Raw genomic sequence first — 21,379 nt, forward strand, 5'->3', positions numbered from 1 at the left:
ATATTGATATGCGCAATAGAGTGCAGCGTCCGCAACGTCACGCGTCGGACCCCGGCCTCGTGGGGCGCGACGAGGCCGCCGCGCGGTCCGAGGGCAGCGGCGGCGTCCAGTCGGTGGACCGGGCCGTGACGATCCTGGAGATCCTCTCCCGGCGCGGCGAGGCCGGCGTGAGCGAGGTCGCCGCGGAGATCGGCGTCCACAAGTCCACCGCGTTCCGGCTCCTCGGCGCCCTCGAGGCGCGCGGCCTGGCGGAGCAGGCCGAGGACCGCGGAAAGTATCGTCTCGGCTTCGGCATCGTCCGGCTCGCCGCCGGAGTGGCCGCGCGGCTCGACCTCGTCCAGCAGAGCCGCCCCGTGTGCCGGCGGCTCGCCGAGGAGATCGGCGAGACCGTCAACATCGCCGTCGCGCGGTCCCACTACGCCATCAACCTGGACCAGGTGCGCGGCCAGGCGGCCGTGACCGCGCACAACTGGGTCGGTCAGCCCACCCCCCTGCACGCCACGTCGAGTGGCAAGATCCTGCTCGCCCACCTCGACGAACGGCGCCGCGAGCGGCTCATCGCCGCCGCCGGGCTGGAGCGCTTCACACCGGCCACGGTGACCGACGCCGCCGAGCTGCGGCGGCAGCTCGACGAGGCGCTGCGGCGGGGCTACGCGGTCACCGTGGAGGAGTACGAGATCGGGCTGAACGCCATCGCCGCGCCCATCCGCTCCCACGAGGGCGAGGTGGTGGCGGCGGTCAGCGCCTCCGGCCCGGCCTACCGGTTCAGCGAGGAACGCATGCGCGAGCTCGCGCCCGTGCTCGTCGCGGGCGCCGCCGACATCAGCCACCGTCTCGGCCACGCCGGGTGACCGGGGTCGCCGCACGCCGGCAGGCGCCGGAGGGACGTCCCCGGCGGGACACGACGGCGTTCATCGCGCTCCGGCGGGCTCGTTCAGCCGGCGCCGCCACCGGGTGAACGAGCGCGGCTGGTCGACGCCGAGCACCGCGACCGTGCGGCCCTCCCGCCGGTAGACGGCCAGGAAGCGGCGGGACGCGAGGTCGCCCTCCTCGACGCTCACCTCGTCTCCCGGCAGCGTGTGCCCGGCGAACTGCACGCGCATGCCGTACTGGTCCGACCACAGGTAGGGCGGCGCGAGGGCGTCCGGCACGGCGGCGCCGCCGGACAGCAGCGTCTGCGCGGCCGTCGCGGGACGCCGCGCCGCGCCGGTCCAGTGCTCCACGCGCAGGTGGGCGCCGAGAGCGGGGTCGAACCAGGCGGCGCAGTCGCCGACCGCGACGACTCCCGGCACGCTCGTCGCACCGCCGGTGTCGCAGACAACGCCGTCGCCCACCTGGACCCCGCTGCCGTCGAGCCAGTCCACCGCCGGCCGCGCGCCGATGCCGACGAGCACCACGTCGGCGTCCAGGCGGCGCCCGTCCTCGAGCAGCACCCCGTCGACGCGTCCCTCGCCCGTCAGGGTCCGTACGGCGGCGCCGCAGATCAGGCGCACCCCGTGGTCCTCGTGCAGCCCGGCGAGCGCGGCGCCCATCTCGGGCCCGAGCGCGCGGGCGAACGGCGCGGGCGCCGCCTCGACGATCGTCACGTCGAGCCCGAGCGTGCGGGCGACGCAGGCGACCTCGGCGCCGATGAAGCCCGCCCCGATCACCACGAGCCGCCGGGCGGCGTCGAGGTCGGCCCGCAGGGCCGCCGCGTGCTCGATCGTGCGCAGCGTGTGCACCCCGGCGAGATCGCCACCGAGGGGGCGGGCGACCGAGCCGGTGGCGATCACCACGCCGTCGGCCTCCACCGCGGAGCCGTCGGCGAGCGTGATCCGCAGCGGCCGGCCCTGTTCCAGCCCGGTGGCCGCGACGCCCAGGCGCCACTCGGCGTCGAGGTCCTCGCCGTCGCCTTCCAGAGCGAGGTCCGCCGTCGTCATCCGGCCGGCGAGGAACTCCTTGGACAGCGGGGGCCGGTCGTAGGGGCGGTGCGGTTCGGCCCCGACGATCGTCAGGCGCCCGCCGAAGCCCTGGGCCCGCAGCGCGCGGGCCGCCGACAGCCCGGCGAGCGACGCGCCGACGATGGCGACGGATTTCACGGCACCCTCACCGCGTCTCAGGCCGACCCGGTGCGGACGCCGGGCGGGAGGTTCGGCGGCAGGTCCGACGGCACGACGTAGACGGTCTCGTCCTGGACCACCACCTGGTGGGTGCGCACCGGCAGCTTCGCGGGAGGAGCGTCCACCCGGCCCGTGCGCAGGTCGAAGCGCGACGCGTGCAGAGGGCACTCCACCTCGCACCCTTCCAGCCACCCGTCCGCCAGCGACGCGTCCTGGTGCGTACAGGTGTCGTCCACCGCGTACAGTTCACCGTCCTCGGTGTGAAAGACGGCGATCGGGGGATCTGTCTCGATTCGGAGGGCCTCGCCTCTGGGCAGGGCGGCGAGGGGGCACGCAGGAATCATGCGAAAGTTCCCAGTTTCGTAAGGTGGAACAGGAAGCGCTATGCGCAACAGGGTGAGTGGAGATCGCGCCAAAGTCAAGGGGCGACATGTCGCTTAGAGGGTGATAAGCGCGACTTTGGTCCCGGCGCAGGTGAGGCTCCTATTCGCCCTGTTCACCGCTGTTCGCTGCTGTTCACGGCGAGAACCGGAAAGGCCGCAAAGGCGTACGGCCCCGCCGCCGGTCGCCGTGAGGGGCGACGGGCGGCGGGGCCGTACGCGAAGGTGGGGCGGGAGAGGGGTCAGGCGGCGACGGTCGTGCGGCCGCGCACCTGCAGGACGGTCAGCAGACCGACGACGACGGTGACGGCGCCGGTGATCCAGGCGGTCCACGCCGAGGCGGAGTCGCCGTCGAAGCCGAACGCCCAGGGGGAGACGAACAGCAGGGCGCCGAACGCCGCGGTCACCCAGGAACTGGCGCCGCCCGCGCCCAGGATGGACCACAGGGCGGAGACGACGAGCAGTGCGCCGAGAACGAGCAGCGGCTGCGTGGCCGCCTGGGCGTCGGCCCAGAAGAACGGCGCGAGCACCGCGACCAGCCCTGCGACGAGGGCGACGATGTCGGACAACGATCTCGTGAGATCCATCCGTGCCTCCGTACGGGAGAGGTGACCTATTACCTGACGGTCTGCCTGATTGACCGGCCGGTCAACAATCCGCTACGTCAGGATTTCCTAACCCTGAGTCACCTTGTCCGGAACATGGCGCGAATATCCCGGGCCCTGAACGGCGGTGGCCGCCGGCGCCGGGGTAGTCCCGGCACCGGCGGCCACCGTGAAGCGGATGGTCAGCGCTTGCCGCCGACCTTGACGGTCTCCGTGTTGTAGTTCTTGCCGTTGCCGTCCGGCTTGTAGTTCTTCTCGACGTTGCCCGCGAGGTCCATGGCGAACCAGTGCACCTCGGTGGTCTTGTCGATCGAGATCTTCGCGGCGCCCTCGCGCATGCCCGAAGAGGTCAGCTTGGGCGAGCTCAGCGTCGGCCGGCTGCCGTCGAGGGTGTAGTAGACGTTCGCCGGCTCGTCCACCTTGAAGGTGAACGTGGTCGAGGTGTCGGTCGCGTCGGTCACCACGAGCGTCGAGTCGGGCCGCTGCTTGTCCTTGTCGTAGGCGCGGGCGATCTCGAGGATGCCGATCTGGCCGTTGGAGAACTCCATCGCCTCCTCGTGGCCCTCCTCGAACGGAGGCTGGAAGCCGACCGCGCGGTACTGCTTGGTCGCCGGGTCGTAGACGTCCGCGCCGACCTCGAAGTCCCAGCCGATGATGCCCTTGTTGTACCAGAACTCGTCGGCGCTGTTACCGGCCGCCGAGTACAGCACGTCGATCACCGGGCCGGTGCGTCCCGGCCAGATGGCGGTGCCGCGCCAGCCCTGGACGGCGGACAGGATGTGGTTGGAGGCGTTCCAGAAGTATTCCTCCGTGCCGAGGTCCGTCCGCGGCAGCGTCTCCCGTCCGGCGGTCTTGTACGCCCCCGGAGGCCACATGAAGTAGCCGCCGTAGGAATGGGTGTTCATCGCGAACTTGATGTTCGGGAACTTCTCCGCGAGCCACACCTCGTTGCGCGTCTCCGACTCCGACAGCTCCGACGGCCCGGCGAAGGTGTCGCTGGTGCAGCTGGTCGAGCCGCCGTTGTATCCGTCGTAGACGCTGCCCACCGAGAAGTTGCGGTTGAGGTCGACGCCCCAGGAGTTGCGCCGCCCCGGGTCCGCGGCGTCGGCGGCGCAGTAGTTGACCATGTTCCTGCGCTGCATGTTGTAGTCGTACATCGAGTAGTGGGCGCCGTCGGGGTTGATCGTCGGCACGATGAAGATGTCGAGATCGTCCACCAGCTTCTTGGTGTCCGGGTCCTGCGCGTAGTTGCGCAGCAGCCGCTCGGCGGTCTCCACACAGGTGATCGGGGTCACCCACTCGCGGGCGTGCTCCTGGCAGTAGAGGAACACGCCGGTCTTCGAGCCGTTCCGGCTCTTGCCGATGCGCAGCGCCTTCATCTGGAACGGCTGCCGCGAGACGCTCGCCGGCGCCTTCAGGTTGTCGGTCAGCTTGGTCGCCGCGGCCGCCGCCACCACACCGGTGCCCGTGCTGGTCCGGTACAGGGCGGCGGTCAGCAGCGCCGAAGCGGCGGAGTCGCCGTTCAGCGCGGCGACCACCTGGGAGGCCGTGCTGGTGATCGCGCCGGAGGCGTTCGTGGCCAGGTTGACCACGACATCCTTGCCGTTGACGGCGACGGAAAGCGGGGCGGAAGCGGTCCCGGGGCTCACCAGCGCGACACTGACGTCGTTGCCGCCCTCGCTGCCGTACGCCTTGGAAGTCACGTAGAACGTGCTCGCCAGCGCGCTCCCCGAGCCCGTGCCGAACTGCGCCTGCGCCTGGCGGCGGTAGCCGTTCGTCTTGTACGGGAGGTCGATGATCTCCGAGATCTTCGGGAACTCCTTGGCCAGCGACACGACCCGGTTGGTGACCTCGGTGGGGTCCATGTAGTGGTCGACGAAGTCCTGCACGTAGTGCTTGCTCGGCGCCTTGCGCGGCTCGCCCAGCCACTTCGTCACCGGCACGGTGATCGAGCCGCCCCGGTTGCTGGTGATGGTGACCTTGGTGGGGGCCGCCGTGATCGGCAGCGGCGAGTTGAACCGGTGGTACATGTACTGCCCGGCGTCGGTGAAGCGGGACATCGTCGCCGTGCCGCCGGAGTCGGGGGCGGTGCCGGGGCCGCTGTCCCAGGTGGCGGTGAGGACGGTCTGGGCGTCCGTCGCGCTCGTCTTCACCTCCACCGACAGGAAACGCTGGTTGTCGAGGCTGGTGAACCACTCGGCGCGCAGCGGGGTCAGCGTGTCGGTCGCCGCCGCGTCGGCGGACGCGGCGGCCAGGGCCTGGCGCCGCTCGGCCACGTTCGCGGCGTAGTCGCTCTGGTCGGAGATGGCGTCGCGGACGTCGAAGCCCTGGTCGCGCAGGTTCTGCGCCTCGTCGGGGCTGAGCACGGCGTGCACCTCGACGCCGCCGTCGACGGGCTTGCTGTACTCGGCCAGGTCGACGCCCAGGGCGGCCAGCCTGTCCACAGCCGCCTGGTCGGCGACGACGACGCGCATCAGCGCGACGCCGTTCTGGGCGGTACTGGACGCCCGGTCGGGCGGGACCGGATCGGGGGAGGGATCGGCGAGCGCCGGGAGGGCGTTCAGGGCGATCGCCAGGGGGAGTGCGAGTGCGGCGGCGTAGCGTCGCGCCCTGCGGGGAGAGCTCCTCATCGAGTTTCCTCCATCTGGCGTGCCGCCCGGGGAGGGGGGTCAGCCCGGAGCGGATCACGCGAGGTCGAGGGAAGTCTTTGCCACCCCGAAAAAGTCGTCAAGGCGCACGAACCCCCCAAATATGGGATTTTTCCGCAATGAGATGACTTGGTGCTCAATTGGGTATTTAGCGCCTCTTGTCATGTGGGACCGATATGAGTAGCGGTCCCGGGGAGCCCTTCTTCGTCACCGCATCAGCACGAGGCGTACGGCCTCGGCGACGGGCACGCCTCCGCCGATGAGTTCGAGGACGCGATGCCGCGTGTCCGGAGCGTCGATCAGTGCGATCATGGCGGCGACGTCGTCGCGCGGCACCGCCTCGGGGGGAAGCGGCGGGTCGGCCAGCGTCACCAGGCCGGTCCCCGGCCCGTCGGTGAGCCGCCCCGGCCGCAGGATCGTCCAGTCGAGCGGGCGGGCGCGCAGGTCCTCCTCGGCCGCCGTCTTCGCGGTGATGTAGGCCGCCCAGACCTCGTCGCGCCCCGGCGCGGGCGGCGATCCCGCGCCCATCGAGGAGATCTGGATGAAGCGGGACACGCCGGCCCGTTCGGCCGCGTCGGCGAGCAGCACCGCCGCCCCCTGGTCCACCGTGAACTTGCGCGCGGCGCCGCTGCCGGGTCCCGCCCCGGCCGCGAAGACGACGGCGCCTGCTCCCAGCAGGATCTCGGCCACCTCCGCCGCCGTGGTCCGCTCCAGGTCGCACAGCACCGCCTGGGCGCCGGCCGCCTCCACGTCCGCGACCTGATCGGGGTTGCGGATCAGTCCCACCGGCGCGTCACCCCGCCCGCTCAGCAGGCGTGCCAGCCGAAGGGCGACCTTCCCGTGTCCGCCCGCGATCACCACGCGCATGCGCCCACCTCCGCGCCGATCCTGCCACGACCCACCCCGGCGGCCGGGACAGGCCGCGCCGTCACTTGCCCGTCTTCGCTGGTCAATGGTTACCTCTTGTGATAGTCATGTCACTACAAGTAATCGGCAAAGTGTCTGTGGAGATGTCATGCTCATGGGCGTACTCGCGGTCGCGGCGGCCGTCGGGCTGGTGGCCGTGGCGGCCCTTCTGTTCCGCGCGCTGGGCCGGGGCGCCGACGATCGCGATCCCGGCGGCGCGTCCGCCGGCCACGCCGGGTCGATGCTCTCCTCGCTGTTCCTGCTCGTGTTCGCCATCGCGATCGTCGTGCCGTGGACCTCGGCCGACTCGGCGCGGCAGAACACCTACTCGGAGACCCAGGCTCTCGTGGAGGCCTACTGGGCCGCCGCGCCGCTGCCCGCACCCGACGCCGCCCAGGTGCGCGAGGGACTCCGCGAGTACGCGAATTACGTCGTCGAGGACGAGTGGCCGCAGATGGCGGCCGGACATCTCGGCACCGAGGGGACGGCGCGGCTGGAGGCGCTGCGCGCCCGCGTGACCGAACTGCCGGTCACGACCGACGAGGCGCGCGACGCCAGGGACGCCGTGCTCGAACGGATGGCGGACCTGTTCGCCGCCCGCCGGCAGCGCGCCGCCGACGCGGGCACCGTGCCGCCGCCCGGCGTCATGCTGCTGACGGTCCTCACGGGCGTCCTCGTCGTCGTCTTCCCGTTCCTGGCCGGGGCGCGGCCCCGGGGGCTCACGCTCGTGCCGGTGATGGCGATGGCGGTCCTGCTCGGCGTCGGCGTCTATCTCGCCTGGAACATCTCCCGCCCCTTCAGCGGCGGCCTGGCGGTCAAGCCCGACGCGTTCGTGAGCGCCCTGCACGAGTTCCAGCGGATCCCCGAGGGCCGCTGACATGGGCAGGACCGCGGGCCCGCGCGTGGCCGTCGCGCTCGTCTGCGCGTGTGCCGCGCTGAGCTGTGCCGCGCTGACTTGGGCCGCGCCGACCTGGGCCACGTCGGCCGCCGCGGTTCCCGCGCCGGTGCGGGCAGCCGCCGGCGCGTCTCGCACGGCCGACGATCCGGATGGACCGGGCCTGCGGGTCGGCGTCTGCCTCGACGTGGACGTGATCGTCGATCTGCACGCCGAGGTCGGCATCGGAGGGCCCGGCTGCACTGCGCCGACACTCGTGCCGCCGCCCCCGCCCTCCCCGGAGCCTCCGGCACCGGCTCCCGAGAAGCCCGCACCGGCGCCCCGGCACTCCCCGCATCGGGTGGTGGCCGCACCCCGGCCGCCCGCGGCGGCGCCGTCCCCCCGCCCTCGCGCGACGCCACGACCAACCCCGTCGCCCTCGAGGTCGCCAGTTGCCCGCGTGCCGGCCATGCGCGCGATCGCGCCCGTACGGCACCGCAACCCTCTGGGGACGCTCACGGTCGTCGTGGTCCTGTCGGTGGCGATCGCCGCCGCCGGTGCCGCCGCCTTCCGCCGGTAGCGCCGCAAGCGCTGACGCGGGAGGCGGAGCCGGCGCGGCGCCCGAAGGCGGCACCGGCTCCGCGCTTCAATTCAGGACCCGTTCGCCCGGGCCACGACCTCCTCGCTCGTCAGGGGGCTGCTCGGGTGGTGGCTCAGGCACAGCGGCGTACGGACCTTCGTGAACGACCCGCCCTCGAACGCCGCGTAGAACTGGCCGGACCGCAGCCGCGACACGTCGGGGACGTCGCCGCCCTTGGCCCTGGCCAGCTCCCGTGCCGCCGTGATCTGAGCCGGCGCGTTGAGCAGGCCGAAGAACTGGGTGGCGGCGTTGCCCGTGATCCGGTTGTGCAGGCCCTTCGGCGCCTGGGTGGCGAACACCAGCCCAAGGCCGTACTTGCGGGCCTGGGCGGCGAGGGCGAGCGTGCTCTGGGTGCACACGGTCGCCGTCCCCGACGGCGCGAACGTCTGGGCCTCGTCCATCACGAACAGCCCGCCGAGCGGCCGGTCTCCGGCGGGATGCCGCTTGATCCAGGAGAACAGCGCCATCTGCAGTTGGTTGACGAAGCCCTGCCGCTGAGCGTCGGAGGCCATGCCGGTCAGGCTGATCACCGACACACGGGCCCGCTTCCCTTCCGGCGGCGTCAGCAGGACGCCCGGATCGACGGGCGTCCCGGTCCCCGCGAACAGGGGATCGCTGATCGTCTCCGCCCGCAGGTGCTGGGCCATCTCGGTCGCGAGCCTGGCCGCGCCTTCCAGACTGCTCACGCCGTCCGGCAGGTCGTCGAGCATGGCGATCAGGCCGCCCAAGCCCGTGCCGCCGCGCCGTCCGTAGTGGGCGACGGCCTCGCGGAGCACCGCCTGGCCAAGGTGGGCCCTGGCCGTTTTGGCCTCCAGCTTCGCCCGGGGTACGAGCGCGGCGAGGGCGGCGTCCACCGCCTCGCCGAACTCGTCCGGGTCGTCGGCGACACCGGCGAAGTCGGGCAGCGGCTGGAAGCTCAGCGGGCGTCCCGACTCCTTGCGCGGCGTCCAGATGACCACGTCGGTGTTCGCCAGGTAGTCGTCGGCCCTGGCCGCGTCGCCCTCGCCCCACTCCGCGGGTGGCTCCGGCCACCGGTCGCCGAGCCGCGCGAGGTCGTTGTTCGCGTCGAGGACGATCGCCGAGACCCCCTGAAGGGCGCACTCCTCCACGAGACGGCGGATCAGCACCGTCTTGCCGGAGCCGGAGCCGGCGAAGATCGCGGTGTGCTTGCGCAGGGTCTCCAGTGGAATCCGTACCGGCCGGTCGTCCGAGGTCGCCGCCCCGATCGTCAGGTACGGAGCCGCCGGGGCCTCGTCCGAAGGGGCCTCGTCCGACGGGTGCGGCCTGCGCGGCTGAGGAACGGCCGGCGTCTCCGTCGTCGACCCCTCCGCGAACGGCGCCTCGACCGGCATCTCCACGGCCGGCGCCTCGACGGGCGATGCCTCGGGGGAGGGCAGCGGTGGCCAGACCTGCAGATCGGGAACGGCCGGACCGAGACCCAGGCCGCCGGGAAGCGCGACGCTCGCACCGGCCGGTTCCGGCACACCGCCGGAGGCCGGTGAAGGCGCCGTCTCGAAGGCTGGTGACGGCGCAGTGTCGGAGGCCGGTGACGGCGTATCGGCGGGGGCCGGGGACGGCGAGTCGGCCACCGGCAGCGGTGCGAGCCGTGGCACGGACTCCCGCTGGAGCAGATGCCGGTCAGGATTGGCGGTGCGCCGGGGGCGGTCCGGCGACCGGGTCGCCCGGGAGGACCTCCCGCTTGCGGCATCGGACACGCGTGGAACGGCCGCGTCGCTCAGCGCCTCGGCGAACAGCTTCACCCCGCTCGTCGGCTTGCGGGAGACGAGCCATGCCTGGAGATCCGCCGGATTTTCCGTCAGCAGGGTGCGAAGCGCCGAGAAGATCCGCAGGTCGTCCTCCTCGACCTGGAGGACGCGGCCCCCCGCCTGCTCGAAGGCGGTCAGGGTCTCTTGGGTGACCGGTCCCTTGGCCCAGCTCTGGTTCCTGAGCACGAACAGCTTGCGCGCGGGTATCCGCTCGTCGAGCCCGGCCGCCGTGGATGCCGCCTTCAGCCGGTTGAGCGCGGCGATGTGATGGGACGCGGAGATGGCCCGGAAGCACCAGTGGGCCTCGTTCTCCGTCGCCTCGTCCAGGGTCCGCCGCAGGCGGGCGTGGAGGGGAGGCTTCGTGCTCGGAGGCGGGTCCTGGGTGAACAGGCGCCCGTCCTCGCCCTGCTCGGCGATCCAGGCGGACAGCCCGGCCGACAGCAGTCCCGGCATCACGGCGTCCTCCGTGATCGGGTCCAGCGCCTCCACCACGTCCGCCCGCTGCCGCAACTCCGCGAACCGCCTGTCGAGCTTGCCGAAGTCGGGTTCCTTCTTCGATGGCAGGCGGATGGGATCGACCTTGCGTGATTCGGAGCCGGTCAGCCGTTCCAGCTCCGTGACCTGCCCGCTCGCCAGGCACGACCGCACGTGCGTGTCGATCCGGATGAGCAACTGGCGAGGGGTGTACTGGTACGCCTCCTCGAACGCCTCCGGCTTCACCGGCCACGTCGGATACGGCGGAGTGAATCCAACCGTCCCGTACTGCGCACTGAACCGCTTCTCGATCAAAGCCATGGCGGTTCCCGCATCCGGGATGGTGTCGAGTGGCGTGATCTCGCGGAACCGGTCCTGAACTGTGTCGATGGCCTTCGTCTCGATGAGGGTCCACGTCGCGGGGAGGCATGAGAGCACTGTCACGGTACGGCGGGTCACCTCACGGAGGTTCATCAGGCCCCCCGCGATCTGCTCAACGACCGAGCTCTGCTGCCAGGAATCCTTGGCGTTGTCCGTCATGGAGATGGACGACTGTGCGATCAAAACGTCGATCTGGTCCACGGCGATGACGGAAGGCCCGGTCAGCGCCACAAGGCGGGACACATCCCTGACGATCTCCTGCGGGGTCTTCGCGATCGTGGTGAAACCCCAGTCGGCCCGCTCTCCCCGTTCTCCTTCCGCCGCGCACGCGAGGTAGGCGTCTCCGATGTCCTGCGCGGACAGGTCGCTGGACGCGCGCAGAACGAGCGCCCTCGCGACGTCCTGGGCATCGCGACCGACGTGCCGGTCGTATCGACGGAGGGCGTGCACAAAGACATCCAGGTCCTGCCGGGAGATCGGCGCCTCACCGGTCAGCGACCGGCGCGCGTCCTCCGGGACCTCGGCCAGCAGGCAGAGCCGCCAGAGAAGCTCCTTGAGCTGGGTCCCCGATCCCGGGATCGGCCGGGAAAGGCTGTCCAGCATGGAGAGCAGCACACTCTCCCAGAAGCTCCGGGCGTCGAGCAGACTGACCAGGAAGAAGTAGCCGTCCTCCTCGTGCACCTTCTGACGGACCCAACCGAGCAGGTGCGTCTTACCCGCGCCTCGCTGCCCCTGGATCACAAGGCCGATGGGGCTCGCGTCGGCGCTCTCCTCGGCCTCGATAAAGCCGTCGAGGACAGCTTGCGCGGTTTGACGGTGCAGAGTCCCGACGTGGAACGGCAGCGGTCGCCACACATCGTCGGGAACTTTGGCGTAGTTGAACCGCAGCGCCGCCAGAGCGTCGAGTTCCTTGCCGCTCATCATGCTCCGATCAAAATGCGGTGCTTGGGCTGGTCACCGATGACGACCGCCGCGTCACGGTCCGCTTGCGTGAGGGTCTTCTGGTTCTCCCAGGGGACGAGACGGACGTCGGGCAGGGCGATCATCCGGCGGAGGGTGGCGTCGACCTCGGCCCTGGGGGCGTCGCCGAGCAGTGGACGCAGCAGGGTCAGGCTGACCCAGGCGTTCGGCTTGTCGGCGAGCTGCGCGTACGCCTTGCGGATCATCGTCTCGATGTCGTCCGACCCGGACGCGGACGCGGGCTCTTTCGCGGCCGGCGTCTCCGCGATCGCGATCGGTGCTGCCGCCGTCTCGGAGACGGACGGTCGGTCAACCGGTGCCTCGGTGGTCGCCGGGGGAAGGTCCTCCTCCCGCCCGAAGATCTCGGCGAGGCTGTTCTCGCTCCGGGCGATGTGCCGCTGGAGGTTGCCGACGAGGGCCTTGACCGCCGCCGCGGCGAAACCGGTGCCCGGCGCGCTGATGCCCTCGCGGACGAGCTCCGACGCGTGGTGCCAGCCCTTGTCGGTCAGCACGTGGCTGAAGGAGCGCCCCGTTCTCCGGCTGGTGACGAATCTGCCCTCGTTGAGGGTGGTCCGCTCCTTGCCCGTGATGGTGACGCCGTACTTTTCCTTGAGCTCGGGATTGGACATCTCCCGGTCCTCCGCCATCAGGATCAGGAGGGCGCAGGTCGCGGAGAAGGACAAGGGTTTGTCAGGCATGGAGTGACCCTTCGAGCGTTCCATGGCGGCACTGGTGGAGGAAGCGCTCCAACTCGGCGAGCACGGTGCCGAGCCGTTCCAGCACCTGCTCGTTCGTGAAGCGGCGTACGGCGTAGCCGTCCCGGCGGAGGCGCAGGTCGCGCTGTGTGTCCGCGGCGAGGCGGAGCGGCCTGAGATGTTCGGGGCCGTCGATCTCGACCACGCATCGCTCGGCACGCCAGAGCAGGTCGACGCGGATCGGATTGTTGAGCGGTCCTGAGGCGTGGAGCTGGTTCCACTCGCGGCCCGCCGCCCAGGCGCACGGCGACAGTGCCGCCTCCAACCGCCGCTCGGCGGCGCTGGCCGGGTGCGGCACCCCGGCGAGCGGCGGAAAGGTGAGCGCCGGCAGCGGGGATTCCTCGGCGCCACCGGGCTCGATCTCGCGGGCGAGCGCCGCGACCTCCTCGGGGATCGGGGCGGTCACGGTCTCGATCCGGTCGACGAAGCGCGGCGGCGGCCCGGTGAGCCAGACGCCGAACCCGCCGTGGTGGGCCAGCCATTCGCACGCCGCGACCAGCACCTCCTCCGCGGACGGGCCGAGCTCGTACGGCATCCGCACGAGGATCGCGGCCTCCGGCCGCCGGTAGCCCGAGCGCAGCACCCGGGCCAGCCCGGCGGCACGGATCTCGGGCGGGAAGCTTCCCGGGGCCTCACCCCGCAGGGCGCGTTCCGCCAGATGCGCGAGGAAGGGCGCGAAGTGCCTGGTCGCGGAGCCCGCACGCAGGGCGAGGGCGCGAACGGCGGGGACGGCCGCCCCGCCGGATCCGGTGATGCCCTCCGCCCCGGGCAGCCAGGCGGGGAACATCGCCAGCGCGGCGGACTCCAGTTCCCCCAGCACGTCGGCGACCACGTCCGCGGGGGTCCCGGCCGGGCGGGGGACGTAGGTGACCAGCGCGGGCGCGTCCTCGGGCAGCGGCTCGACCGCCAGCGCGACGGCGTCCGGGTCGCCGTCCAGGTGCACGTCCAGACTTGCGTGCAGGTGCACGACCCGGCCCGTGGGAAGCTCCCGCCACGAGCGTGCCACGCCGTCCCCGCCTGTCGTTGAAGATCCAACAATCTCGACCCGGCAGAGGGTATCGGGCAGTGGCAGGACCGTGCACGAAATCCGGAATTTCCGGTTCGTAGCCTACGGCCGGTCGCCGATCTCGTCGGTCCAGCCCGAGGTTTCGTACACGGTCTTCTCGCCCTTGCGCGCGCCTGGGTAGACGGTGCGCCCGGCGCGCTTTTCCTTTCTGTCCGGGTCGTCGTACTCCTCCGCGAGCAGGCGCGCCCCCGACTCGTCGACGATCAGCCGGTTCGCGCCGTCAGCGGAGACGACCGCGGCGCCGGCGCGGCTGGTCGGCGAGGATCCGCAGCATCGCGGCCCGGGTGGCCGGAGTTGTCGGGGAGGAGAGCACCAATCGTGTCATCCGGAACGTGAAGTCCGCGTACGGCTCGTCGCGCCGGTGGGCCTCGAGCCAGCGGCGCAGGCCCTCGACCTCCCGGGGCAGCCGCATCTCGCGGACTACGCCGTCTCGGATCTGATCAGCCGGAGGAACGCCTTGATGCCCGACAGGACTTCCTGGTTGTCGGTGAGACGGCTGAGGGAGTCCTCGAATTTCCTGCCCATCGCGTCGAGCCGGCGGTCGAGGTCGTCCGCACGCGCCGTGGCCGCGTGGAACCCGGCGCGCGTCTCCGAGGTGAGGGCGTCGAGACGCTCGGCCAGTTCGGCGGCTTTGGCCTCGGACTCCTCGGCCCGCCCCTCCAGGGCTTTGACCCGCTCGATGAGCGTGACGACGTCCTCGCGCGGATACCGGACCTCCTCCAGCATGGTGGTCATGCGGTTGCGCAGGTGGGAGAACCAGGCTCCGGCCGGCCTGAAGAACGTGGCGATCAGGTAGAAGACGGCGAAGTAGTAGCCGACGGTCTCGCCGGAGAAGTCGGTGACGACCGCGAGCAGGGCGGCCGACAGCAGGTGGGCGGCGACGGCCGCCCTGCGCATGCGCACCGCGATGCGGCGGGCCTCCGCCTCACGCTCCGGCGAGACCTCCACCCCGCGCTCGCGACTGATCCGTATCTCGTGGATCAGGGCGTGAGCCTGGAAGTACAGGTTCCACGGCACCGTCAGGAGCACGATCAGCCAGAGCAGGCACAGCGCTCCGAAGCCCAGCGAGACGACCACCGGCAGCGGTACGTCCACCACGTAGACCAGGACGATCCCCGCGATCGTGGACACGATCGCGAGAAAGACGATCCCGCTTCTGCTCACGGCCATCCTTTCCGCCGGCTGTTCGGACACGTCAGTGTCGCCGCCGGACCGGCGCGCGGGCATGAGCGGGATCACCCGGATCGACTGAGTACTACCGCTCAGAAAGAAGGGGGTGGCCCGGGACGCGGACCACCCCCCGCTCACTACTTGAAGACGGGAACCCCGTCGCGGACGAGCTTCCAGTTCGCCTCGGCGAACGTCGCCGGGTCGATGGTGCCGGTCGCGGCGGCGTACTCGATCAGCGCCTGGCGGATCTCCACCTGGGCGTTGTAGACCACCGGGGCGGTCGAGACGTGCGGGAAGCCCCCGCCGCCCGACTGACGGTAGTTGTTGATGGCCACGACGAACTGCTGGTCGGCGGTGACGGGCTTGCCCTGGTAGGACAGGCCGACGATGCGCTGGCCTACGGGCTTGGAGATGTCGATGTCGTACGTCACGCCGGAGAGCTGGTCGTAGTTGTAGTCGGGCGTGCCGCCGGCGTTGGTGAGCGTGGCGAGGTCGATCGGCGCGCCCGGGGCGACCTGGGCGAAGTACTTCGCCGAATACTCCAGGAAGTCCTTGATCTGGGCGCCGTTCAGCTTGATGCCGAGCAGCGTGTTGTCGTAGACGTACAGCCCGGCCATGTCGCGGACGCTGACCGGCCCGGCCGGGAACACGGCGGTGCGGCTGAACGGCGCGGCGATCGACAGCACGGGCAGCGAGGCGTCGGCGGTGCCGGCGATGGCCTTGCTGACGAGGTCGGTCTGGACCTTCTGGATGTAGTCGAGGATCGGCGTGTCCTTGTACGGCGACTCGGCCGCCGACAGCTCCTGGGTGGACTGCGCGATGACCTTGTTGACGTAGGCGACGGTCTTGTCGTGCTGCTCCTTCATGAGCGCGACGATCTTCGGGTCCTCCGCCACCGTGTTGGTGTTGAGCGTGGTGGACGACTTGCCGGTCACCGTCCACTTCCCGCGCTCCTTGGCGAGCGTGAAGTCGACGACGCTGAGACGCTGGCCCCACTTGCTGGGCTCGGTCAGCAGCACCTGCTGCCCGGTGACCTTGTTGGTGACGAAGCGCTGCGGCACGTCGTTGTGCGCGTGGCCGAACAGGACGGCGTCGACGCCGGGCACCTGCTCGGCGACCATGGCGGCGGCGTTCTCCACCGGCAGGTCGGAGCCATAGGACGACAGCCCGTTGTCACCCGCGTGGGCGGTCACCAGGACCACGTCGGCGCCGAGGCCGCGGATGACCGGCACCCACTTCTTGGTGGTCTCGACGAGGTCGAGGAACTTCAGCTTGCCGTCGACGTTCGCCTTGTCCCAGATCGCGACGCCGGGGTTGGTGAGGCCGAGCACGCCCACCTTGATCGGCTTTTCGCCCTTGACCTTCATGGTCTTGATGACGAACGGCCGGTAGGCCGGCAGGCCGGTCTTGGCCGAGACGGCGTTCGCGCCGAGGACCGGCGCCTTCATCTGCTTGACCCACGCGCCGAGCAGCGGCAGGCCGTAGTTGAACTCGTGGTTGCCCAGCGTCACGGCGTCGTACCCGATGGCGTTCATGGCCTTCGCCATGGGGTGGACCTCGCCGGTCGAGGTGATCGGTTCGACCTTGGCGTAGTAGTAGTCCAGCGGCGTGCCCTGGAGGGTGTCACCGGAGTCGAAAAGCAGGGTGTGGTCGGCGCCGCGGTCGGCCCTGATCTTCGACACCATCGTCGAGATCTTCGCCAGGCCCACGTCGTTGTGCGCGCTGTCGTCGTACTCCGCGTTCTTGTAGTAGTCCCAGTTGAGCGCGTTTCCGTGGATGTCGGAGCTGGCCATGACGGTGATCTTGACCGTTTGGCTCGGGGCCGCTGTGGCGGGGGTGCCGGGCAGGAGAAGACCGAGGGCCACGACGCCGGCGCCCGCGGTCAACCTGATCGCTGAACTCATGCTGCGTGACGATAGTGATGCCCAATTACCAAGTGGTCACGAAGTCCTTAACCGGACATGTCGCTACAAGGTGACACGCTTGTCACCCACGGGGAGTCACGCCGTGGGTAGGACCATCCAGATGGCGGACAAACTCGAGACCTACCGGGCCAAGCGCGACGCGACGCGCACCAGCGAGCCGATCCCCGACGAAGAGCCGCTGCCGCGGGGCGAGGACGACACGTTCGTCATCCAGGAGCACCACGCCAGGTCCCTCCACTGGGACCTGCGCCTGGAGCGGGGCGGGGTGCTGGTCTCCTGGGCGATCCCCAAAGGCCTGCCGCCCGACCCCGCGACCAACCACCTCGCCGTCCACACCGAGGACCACCCCATGGAGTACGCCCGGTTCGAGGGCGAGATCCCCAAGGGCGAGTACGGCGGCGGCACGATGACGATCTGGGACCGCGGCCACTACGCGACCGAGAAGTGGAGCGACCGCGAGGTCAAGATCGTGCTGAGCGGCTCCCGGGTCGCGGGCCGCTACGTGCTGTTCCAGACCCGCGGCCGCAACTGGATGATCCACCGGATGGACCCGCCCAGCGGGCAGTGGGAGCCTCCGCCCGCCTCGCTCGCGCCGATGACACCGGTGACCCGCGCCCGCGTGCCGCGCGACCCCGAGGCGTACGCCTGGGAGTTCTGGTGGAGCGGGACGCGGGCGTTCGCGTACGTGGAGGGGGGCAGGCTCACCCTGCGCGACGTGGGCGGCGCGGACGTCACCGGGCAGCACCGCTGGCTGCGCCCGCTGGCCGAGTCGTTCGGCAGCAGGGCGGTCGTGCTCGACGGCGAGGTCGTCACGTTCGCGGGCACCTCCGTCTACGTCGCCTACGACCTGCTGTACGACGACGGCAGGTCGTTGCTGGACGAGCCGTTCGAGCGCCGCCGTACGGGCCTGGAGGACCTGGCGGTGAACGGGCCGCGCTGGCAGACGGCGCCGTCCTGGCCCGGCGAGGTCGACGCGGTGAGGCGAACGGCGGCCGAGCAGGGCCTGCCCGGCGTGGTGGGCAAGCGCCTCGACTCCGCGTACGCGCCGGGGGAGGAGTCCCCCGCCTGGGTACGGCTGCCCGGGAAGGCCGCAGGGTAAGGCCGGTGGCGGGGGGTAGGGAGGACGAGGGGGAGGTGTCGAGATGTCCGAGCAGCACCACCCGGTCACCGGCGAGCACAAGTACGAGCAGGAGATCGCCTCCGCGGAGGAGCACGAGGAGCGCCCGGGACGCAGCCTGATCACGACCGACCACGAGGTGATCAGGCGGTGGGCCGAGGAGCGGGACGCCAGGCCCGCCACCGTCCCCGGCACCGAGCACGAGGGCCGTCCTGGGGTCCTCCGGTTCGACTTCCCGGGCTACGGCGGCGGCGACCTGCAGGAGATCTCCTGGGACGAGTGGTTCACGACGTTCGAGGAACGCAAGCTCAACTTCATTTACCAGGAGCACCGCAAGGACGGCAGCCCGAGCAACTTCTTCCGGCTGGAGAACCCCGAGCGCGAGGACGCCTGAGCCCTTTCGCCTAGGCTTTCTCGCCGTCCTGGGTTCTCTCGCCGTCCCGTGCGGCGGCGCTCGCCGACCGGAGCAGGCCGAGTTCGGCGGCGTAGTCCTCCAGCTTGCCTCGCAACTGCCGGCGTCCCCGGTGCAGCCGCGACATGACCGTGCCGATGGGGACGTCCATGATCTGCGCGATCTCCTTGTAGGCGAAGCCCTCCACGTCGGCGAGGTAGACCGCCAGCCGGAAGTCCTCGGGCAGCTCCTGCAGCGCCTGCTTCACCCGCGAGTCGGGCAGCCCCTCCAGGGCCTCCACCTCGGCCGACTTGAGCCCGGACGAGGTGTGCGAGGCCGCCTCGGCGAGCTGCCAGTCCTCCACGTCCTCGGTCGCGGACCGCTGCGGCTGCCGCTGCTGCCTCCGGTAGGTGTTGATGTAGGTGTTGGTCAGGATGCGGTACAGCCAGGCCCGCAGGTTCGTGCCCTCGCGGAACTGGTGGAAGTTGCTGAAGGCCCGCATGTAGACGTCCTGCACCAGGTCTTCGGCGTCAGTGGGGTTGCGGGCGAGCCGTAAGGCGCCGGCGTAGATCTGGTCGATGTACGGCAGCGCGTCCCGCTCGAACCGCAGCCGCCGTCGTTCGACCGCCGTGTCGTCGATGATCGTCATATCCCCACCTCCTTGAGAGCCTGCCTCTATCAGTTACGACCGCTTTGTCCGGCCCGGTCGCACGGGTCCGCCTACCCCTGGTCTCCCTTTCAACACGGCTCGCGCGTCTGTTTTCGGCTACCGTGCCCGTTCCCGCGACCTGGCCGAATGTCCGAGCCACCCGAGGGTACGCGAAGACGGAGAGCCAGCAGCCCGAGGAGGAGGCCATGTCCAAGGACAACGCGGGGCCGGAGGACGTCATCCCTGACCGGCTGCCGCCGCTGGCGCAGTCACCCGACGTGGAGCCCTGTGCGGACCTGGACGGCGGCGCGTCGGGCGACTGGCATGCCCCCGGCGCCGACTCGCCCGACGACGTCGAGGAACCCGCCGACGAATGATCCGCCGACGAATGACCTGGGCCGAATGACACAGGCATGACACAGGCCGGATGACGCAGGGCTCGGCGGCGTTCAGGCGGCGTCGCGGCGACCCGTCGGCGGGACCGTACCGCCGGGAGCAGGGCCGCCCGAAGAGGGTCCGCCGGGAGCAGGGCCGCCCGAAGAGGGTCCGCCGGGGGCGGGACCTCGGGGGGTGTGGTCTCCGGGGGTGCGGTCTCCGGGAGGAGGCGGGGCGAGGTCGGCGCCGCGTGGCGTCCGGTACGGCTCGCGCGCCCGCAGGTCCACCGTCTGGATGGTCCGGCTGATGTCGGTGGGGGTGACCAGGCCGACGAGGCGGCCGTCGTCGTCGAGCACCACCGCCCGGCCGTCCGCGCCGCCGCTCATCCGCTGGAGCAACTCCGTGAGCTGGTCGCCGGGGCGCGCGGCGGGCACGTCCGACGGCGGGCAGGCGATGTCCCGCAGCCTGGTGATCGCGCGGTCCTCGGATGGCACGCGCCGGACGCGGCCCAACGTCACCAGTCCCGTGAACCGGCCGTCGTCGTCCAGCAGCGGATAGGTGGACAGGTGGTGGCGCAGCACGAGCCGGTCGACCAGTCCGGCCACGGTCTCGTCGGGATGGGCGACGACCGGGTCGCGCGACATCACCTCACCCACCGTGATCCCGTGCAGGGCGGCGTCGATCTGCGTCTGCTGCTCCTCCGCGGTGGCCGCGTTCACCAGGAACAGGCCGATCAGGGCCAGCCAGAACCCCTGGAGCCCGAGGCCGGACACGAGGTTGAGGAAGCCGATCGCGATCAGGACGTAGCCGAAGACCCGGCCGGCCCGGGCGGCGGCCACGGCGGCCCGGAGGCGGTCGTGCCAGCGGGCCCACAGGAAGGCGCGCAGCACCCGGCCGCCGTCCAGCGGCGCGGCGGGCACCAGGTTGAACACGGCCAGCAGCACGTTCACCGCGGCCAGGTAGCCGAACATCCCGCTGACCAGCGGCGGCGCGCCGATGACCGCAACGCCCCAGGACGCGAGGGCGAAGACGCCGCCGAGCACGACGCTGGTCAGCGGCCCCACCCCGGCGATCTTGAGGTCGGCGCCGGGGGAGCGGGGCTCCCCGCGCAGTTCGGCCACCCCGCCGAGCAGCCAGAGCGTGATGCCGTTGACCTCCAGCCCGTGCCGCCTGGCGACGATCGCGTGGGCCAGTTCGTGCGCGAGCAGCGAGGCGAGGAAAAGCAGGGCCGACACCACCGCGGCCAGCACGTACGCCGCCGTCGGCAGGCCGGGAAAGGCGATGGGGAAGCGCCCGAAGGCCAGCCCGATCACCAGGATCACGACGATCACAAGGACGCTGATGTTGAGCCCGACCGGGACCCCGCCCACGCGGCCGAGACTGATCGACGATCGCATCCTGCCACCCCCTCGGCCCTCCGCTGTGACTGGCCTACCCACAAAGGCGCAGGTCACGCGGCGGCCGGGGACCTGGACACCCCGACGCGCAGTCATCGGGACGCCGCCGGAACCGCCGTGCGGAAAACGCGTGACCGTGTGAGAACCGGAACCCGCCCGTGGTGCTCCGGCGGCGTAGTCGTGGGCAGCGCCTGACCGGCCTCTGGCTAAAGTTGTTGGCCTGCGTTACATACCGACCGTCGAAGGACTGTCGTCATGTCCGATTCATGGGCTGTGAAACGCCAGCTGGCCGACGCGCTCAACGAACACGATCTGGAGGGCGTGCTCGAGACCTTCAGTCCGGACGCCGTCCTCGTCTCGCCCTTCGGCGTGGCGGAGGGACATGAGCAGATCGCGTGGATGTACGAGCAGGTCTTCAAGAGCTTTCCCGACTTCCAGCTGATCGTGTGGTATGAGGCCGTCACCTGTGACGCGCCCTTGATGGTGGAGTGGACGGCCACGGGAACGCACCTCGGGCCTCTCCTGCTGCCGAACGGGCGCGAACTGGAGGGGACCGGTCGCCCGGTCAATTTCCGCGGCACCTGCGCGTCCTTCGTCGAGGACGCCAAGATCAAGACCCACCGGGAGTACTTCGACCAGTTGGAGCTGTACACCCAGCTCGGTCTGTGCCTCACCGAGGCCCCGGGCTGAGCGCTCCGGGCGTGCTCGGCGCGGCGGGGGCATCGGCCAGTCCGGCAGCGTGGCGGCGGCCGCGGACCTCGCCAGGTATGTCCGCGGCCGCCGCCGGGGGGGGCACCCAAG

Annotated in this window: 20 protein-coding genes; 7 read left to right on the forward strand and 13 right to left on the reverse strand. The window is 71.0% G+C overall.

Annotated elements, in window-relative coordinates:
- Positions 1 to 8: 8 nt before the first annotated feature.
- Positions 9 to 851: an IclR family transcriptional regulator gene (locus IL992_RS02530; RefSeq protein ID WP_193201645.1), complete on the forward strand. Its 843-nt coding sequence runs from the start codon at positions 9 to 11 to the stop codon at positions 849 to 851.
- Positions 852 to 911: 60 nt separating this feature from the next.
- On the opposite strand, the gene IL992_RS02535 is transcribed toward IL992_RS02530, so the two are convergent.
- From IL992_RS02535 to IL992_RS02555, 5 genes are all read right to left on the reverse strand, one after another.
- Positions 912 to 2,078: an NAD(P)/FAD-dependent oxidoreductase gene (locus IL992_RS02535; RefSeq protein WP_193201646.1), complete on the reverse strand. Its 1,167-nt coding sequence runs from the start codon at positions 2,076 to 2,078 to the stop codon at positions 912 to 914.
- A gap of 17 nt (positions 2,079 to 2,095) precedes the next feature.
- Positions 2,096 to 2,443 (reverse strand): bifunctional 3-phenylpropionate/cinnamic acid dioxygenase ferredoxin subunit, encoded by a 348-nt coding sequence (locus tag IL992_RS02540; protein ID WP_142621266.1) that lies wholly within the window; start codon positions 2,441 to 2,443, stop codon positions 2,096 to 2,098.
- Between the two features lie 278 nt (positions 2,444 to 2,721).
- On the reverse strand, positions 2,722 to 3,066 hold the full coding sequence (locus IL992_RS02545) for an SPW repeat domain-containing protein (protein WP_079315940.1): 345 nt from the start codon (positions 3,064 to 3,066) through the stop codon (positions 2,722 to 2,724).
- Positions 3,067 to 3,266: 200 nt separating this feature from the next.
- Positions 3,267 to 5,714, reverse strand: coding sequence for a M14 family zinc carboxypeptidase (locus tag IL992_RS02550; protein ID WP_193201647.1), 2,448 nt, complete (start codon positions 5,712 to 5,714; stop codon positions 3,267 to 3,269).
- Positions 5,715 to 5,939: 225 nt separating this feature from the next.
- Positions 5,940 to 6,599, reverse strand: a complete 660-nt coding sequence (locus IL992_RS02555) for an NAD(P)H-binding protein (RefSeq protein ID WP_193201648.1) — start codon at positions 6,597 to 6,599, stop codon at positions 5,940 to 5,942.
- Between the two features lie 148 nt (positions 6,600 to 6,747).
- Between IL992_RS02555 and IL992_RS02560 the strand changes: the two genes are divergently transcribed.
- Complete coding sequence (locus IL992_RS02560) at positions 6,748 to 7,515, forward strand: bestrophin-like domain (RefSeq protein ID WP_193201649.1); 768 nt, start codon at positions 6,748 to 6,750, stop codon at positions 7,513 to 7,515.
- A 1-nt stretch (position 7,516) separates the two neighbouring features.
- Positions 7,517 to 8,092, forward strand: a complete 576-nt coding sequence (locus IL992_RS02565) for a hypothetical protein (RefSeq protein WP_193201650.1) — start codon at positions 7,517 to 7,519, stop codon at positions 8,090 to 8,092.
- 71 nt (positions 8,093 to 8,163) lie between these two features.
- On the opposite strand, the gene IL992_RS02570 is transcribed toward IL992_RS02565, so the two are convergent.
- From IL992_RS02570 to IL992_RS02595, 6 genes are all read right to left on the reverse strand, one after another.
- The gene (locus tag IL992_RS02570; RefSeq protein ID WP_226872079.1) at positions 8,164 to 11,697 is read right to left on the reverse strand and encodes an ATP-binding protein; all 3,534 of its coding nucleotides are present in this window, start codon (positions 11,695 to 11,697) and stop codon (positions 8,164 to 8,166) included.
- Positions 11,694 to 12,431 (reverse strand): hypothetical protein, encoded by a 738-nt coding sequence (locus tag IL992_RS02575; protein ID WP_193201651.1) that lies wholly within the window; start codon positions 12,429 to 12,431, stop codon positions 11,694 to 11,696. Before IL992_RS02575 ends, IL992_RS02570 begins: the two co-directional genes overlap by 4 nt.
- Positions 12,424 to 13,494 (reverse strand): DUF559 domain-containing protein, encoded by a 1,071-nt coding sequence (locus tag IL992_RS48180; protein WP_193201652.1) that lies wholly within the window; start codon positions 13,492 to 13,494, stop codon positions 12,424 to 12,426. Before IL992_RS48180 ends, IL992_RS02575 begins: the two co-directional genes overlap by 8 nt.
- Positions 13,495 to 13,774: 280 nt before the next feature.
- Positions 13,775 to 13,966, reverse strand: coding sequence for a hypothetical protein (locus IL992_RS02585; RefSeq protein ID WP_193201653.1), 192 nt, complete (start codon positions 13,964 to 13,966; stop codon positions 13,775 to 13,777).
- A gap of 8 nt (positions 13,967 to 13,974) precedes the next feature.
- The gene (locus IL992_RS02590; RefSeq protein WP_226872081.1) at positions 13,975 to 14,718 is read right to left on the reverse strand and encodes a hypothetical protein; all 744 of its coding nucleotides are present in this window, start codon (positions 14,716 to 14,718) and stop codon (positions 13,975 to 13,977) included.
- A 143-nt stretch (positions 14,719 to 14,861) separates the two neighbouring features.
- On the reverse strand, positions 14,862 to 16,628 hold the full coding sequence (locus tag IL992_RS02595; protein ID WP_193201655.1) for a 5'-nucleotidase C-terminal domain-containing protein: 1,767 nt from the start codon (positions 16,626 to 16,628) through the stop codon (positions 14,862 to 14,864).
- A gap of 103 nt (positions 16,629 to 16,731) precedes the next feature.
- On the opposite strand from IL992_RS02595, the gene IL992_RS02600 reads away from it, so the two are divergent.
- Positions 16,732 to 17,748 carry a DNA polymerase ligase N-terminal domain-containing protein gene (locus tag IL992_RS02600; protein WP_319018279.1) on the forward strand — a complete coding sequence of 339 codons (1,017 nt, stop codon included), beginning with the start codon at positions 16,732 to 16,734 and terminating at the stop codon, positions 17,746 to 17,748.
- A gap of 43 nt (positions 17,749 to 17,791) precedes the next feature.
- Positions 17,792 to 18,160 carry a hypothetical protein gene (locus IL992_RS02605; RefSeq protein WP_193201656.1) on the forward strand — a complete coding sequence of 123 codons (369 nt, stop codon included), beginning with the start codon at positions 17,792 to 17,794 and terminating at the stop codon, positions 18,158 to 18,160.
- Positions 18,161 to 18,170: 10 nt separating this feature from the next.
- On the opposite strand, the gene IL992_RS02610 is transcribed toward IL992_RS02605, so the two are convergent.
- Entirely contained in the window at positions 18,171 to 18,806 is a 636-nt protein-coding gene (locus IL992_RS02610) for a sigma-70 family RNA polymerase sigma factor (RefSeq protein WP_193201657.1), read from the reverse strand.
- A 206-nt stretch (positions 18,807 to 19,012) separates the two neighbouring features.
- Between IL992_RS02610 and IL992_RS02615 the strand changes: the two genes are divergently transcribed.
- Positions 19,013 to 19,183, forward strand: coding sequence for a hypothetical protein (locus IL992_RS02615; protein ID WP_193201658.1), 171 nt, complete (start codon positions 19,013 to 19,015; stop codon positions 19,181 to 19,183).
- A 72-nt stretch (positions 19,184 to 19,255) separates the two neighbouring features.
- Here IL992_RS02615 and IL992_RS02620 read toward each other — a convergent pair whose 3' ends face one another.
- Positions 19,256 to 20,578: a site-2 protease family protein gene (locus IL992_RS02620; RefSeq protein WP_193201659.1), complete on the reverse strand. Its 1,323-nt coding sequence runs from the start codon at positions 20,576 to 20,578 to the stop codon at positions 19,256 to 19,258.
- Positions 20,579 to 20,833: 255 nt separating this feature from the next.
- On the opposite strand from IL992_RS02620, the gene IL992_RS02625 reads away from it, so the two are divergent.
- Positions 20,834 to 21,268: an ester cyclase gene (locus IL992_RS02625; protein WP_193201660.1), complete on the forward strand. Its 435-nt coding sequence runs from the start codon at positions 20,834 to 20,836 to the stop codon at positions 21,266 to 21,268.
- Positions 21,269 to 21,379 lie beyond the last annotated feature (111 nt).

It is taken from the genome of Microbispora sitophila (assembly GCF_014892245.1).
Classification (GTDB): domain Bacteria; phylum Actinomycetota; class Actinomycetes; order Streptosporangiales; family Streptosporangiaceae; genus Microbispora; species Microbispora siamensis.

What these genes read in the sequence shown, in the direction of transcription:
- IL992_RS02530 (WP_193201645.1), top strand. Translation starts at nt 9, where the DNA reads ATGCGCAATAGAGTGCAGCGTCCGCAACGTCACGCGTCGGACCCCGGC.
- IL992_RS02540 (WP_142621266.1), bottom strand. Translation starts at nt 2,443, where the DNA reads ATGATTCCTGCGTGCCCCCTCGCCGCCCTGCCCAGAGGCGAGGCCCTC.
- IL992_RS02545 (WP_079315940.1), bottom strand. Translation starts at nt 3,066, where the DNA reads ATGGATCTCACGAGATCGTTGTCCGACATCGTCGCCCTCGTCGCAGGG.
- IL992_RS02550 (WP_193201647.1), bottom strand. Translation starts at nt 5,714, where the DNA reads ATGAGGAGCTCTCCCCGCAGGGCGCGACGCTACGCCGCCGCACTCGCA.
- IL992_RS02555 (WP_193201648.1), bottom strand. Translation starts at nt 6,599, where the DNA reads ATGCGCGTGGTGATCGCGGGCGGACACGGGAAGGTCGCCCTTCGGCTG.
- IL992_RS02560 (WP_193201649.1), top strand. Translation starts at nt 6,748, where the DNA reads ATGCTCATGGGCGTACTCGCGGTCGCGGCGGCCGTCGGGCTGGTGGCC.
- IL992_RS02565 (WP_193201650.1), top strand. Translation starts at nt 7,517, where the DNA reads ATGGGCAGGACCGCGGGCCCGCGCGTGGCCGTCGCGCTCGTCTGCGCG.
- IL992_RS02570 (WP_226872079.1), bottom strand. Translation starts at nt 11,697, where the DNA reads ATGATGAGCGGCAAGGAACTCGACGCTCTGGCGGCGCTGCGGTTCAAC.
- IL992_RS02575 (WP_193201651.1), bottom strand. Translation starts at nt 12,431, where the DNA reads ATGCCTGACAAACCCTTGTCCTTCTCCGCGACCTGCGCCCTCCTGATC.
- IL992_RS02585 (WP_193201653.1), bottom strand. Translation starts at nt 13,966, where the DNA reads ATGCGGCTGCCCCGGGAGGTCGAGGGCCTGCGCCGCTGGCTCGAGGCC.
- IL992_RS02595 (WP_193201655.1), bottom strand. Translation starts at nt 16,628, where the DNA reads ATGAGTTCAGCGATCAGGTTGACCGCGGGCGCCGGCGTCGTGGCCCTC.
- IL992_RS02605 (WP_193201656.1), top strand. Translation starts at nt 17,792, where the DNA reads ATGTCCGAGCAGCACCACCCGGTCACCGGCGAGCACAAGTACGAGCAG.
- IL992_RS02610 (WP_193201657.1), bottom strand. Translation starts at nt 18,806, where the DNA reads ATGACGATCATCGACGACACGGCGGTCGAACGACGGCGGCTGCGGTTC.
- IL992_RS02615 (WP_193201658.1), top strand. Translation starts at nt 19,013, where the DNA reads ATGTCCAAGGACAACGCGGGGCCGGAGGACGTCATCCCTGACCGGCTG.
- IL992_RS02620 (WP_193201659.1), bottom strand. Translation starts at nt 20,578, where the DNA reads ATGCGATCGTCGATCAGTCTCGGCCGCGTGGGCGGGGTCCCGGTCGGG.
- IL992_RS02625 (WP_193201660.1), top strand. Translation starts at nt 20,834, where the DNA reads ATGTCCGATTCATGGGCTGTGAAACGCCAGCTGGCCGACGCGCTCAAC.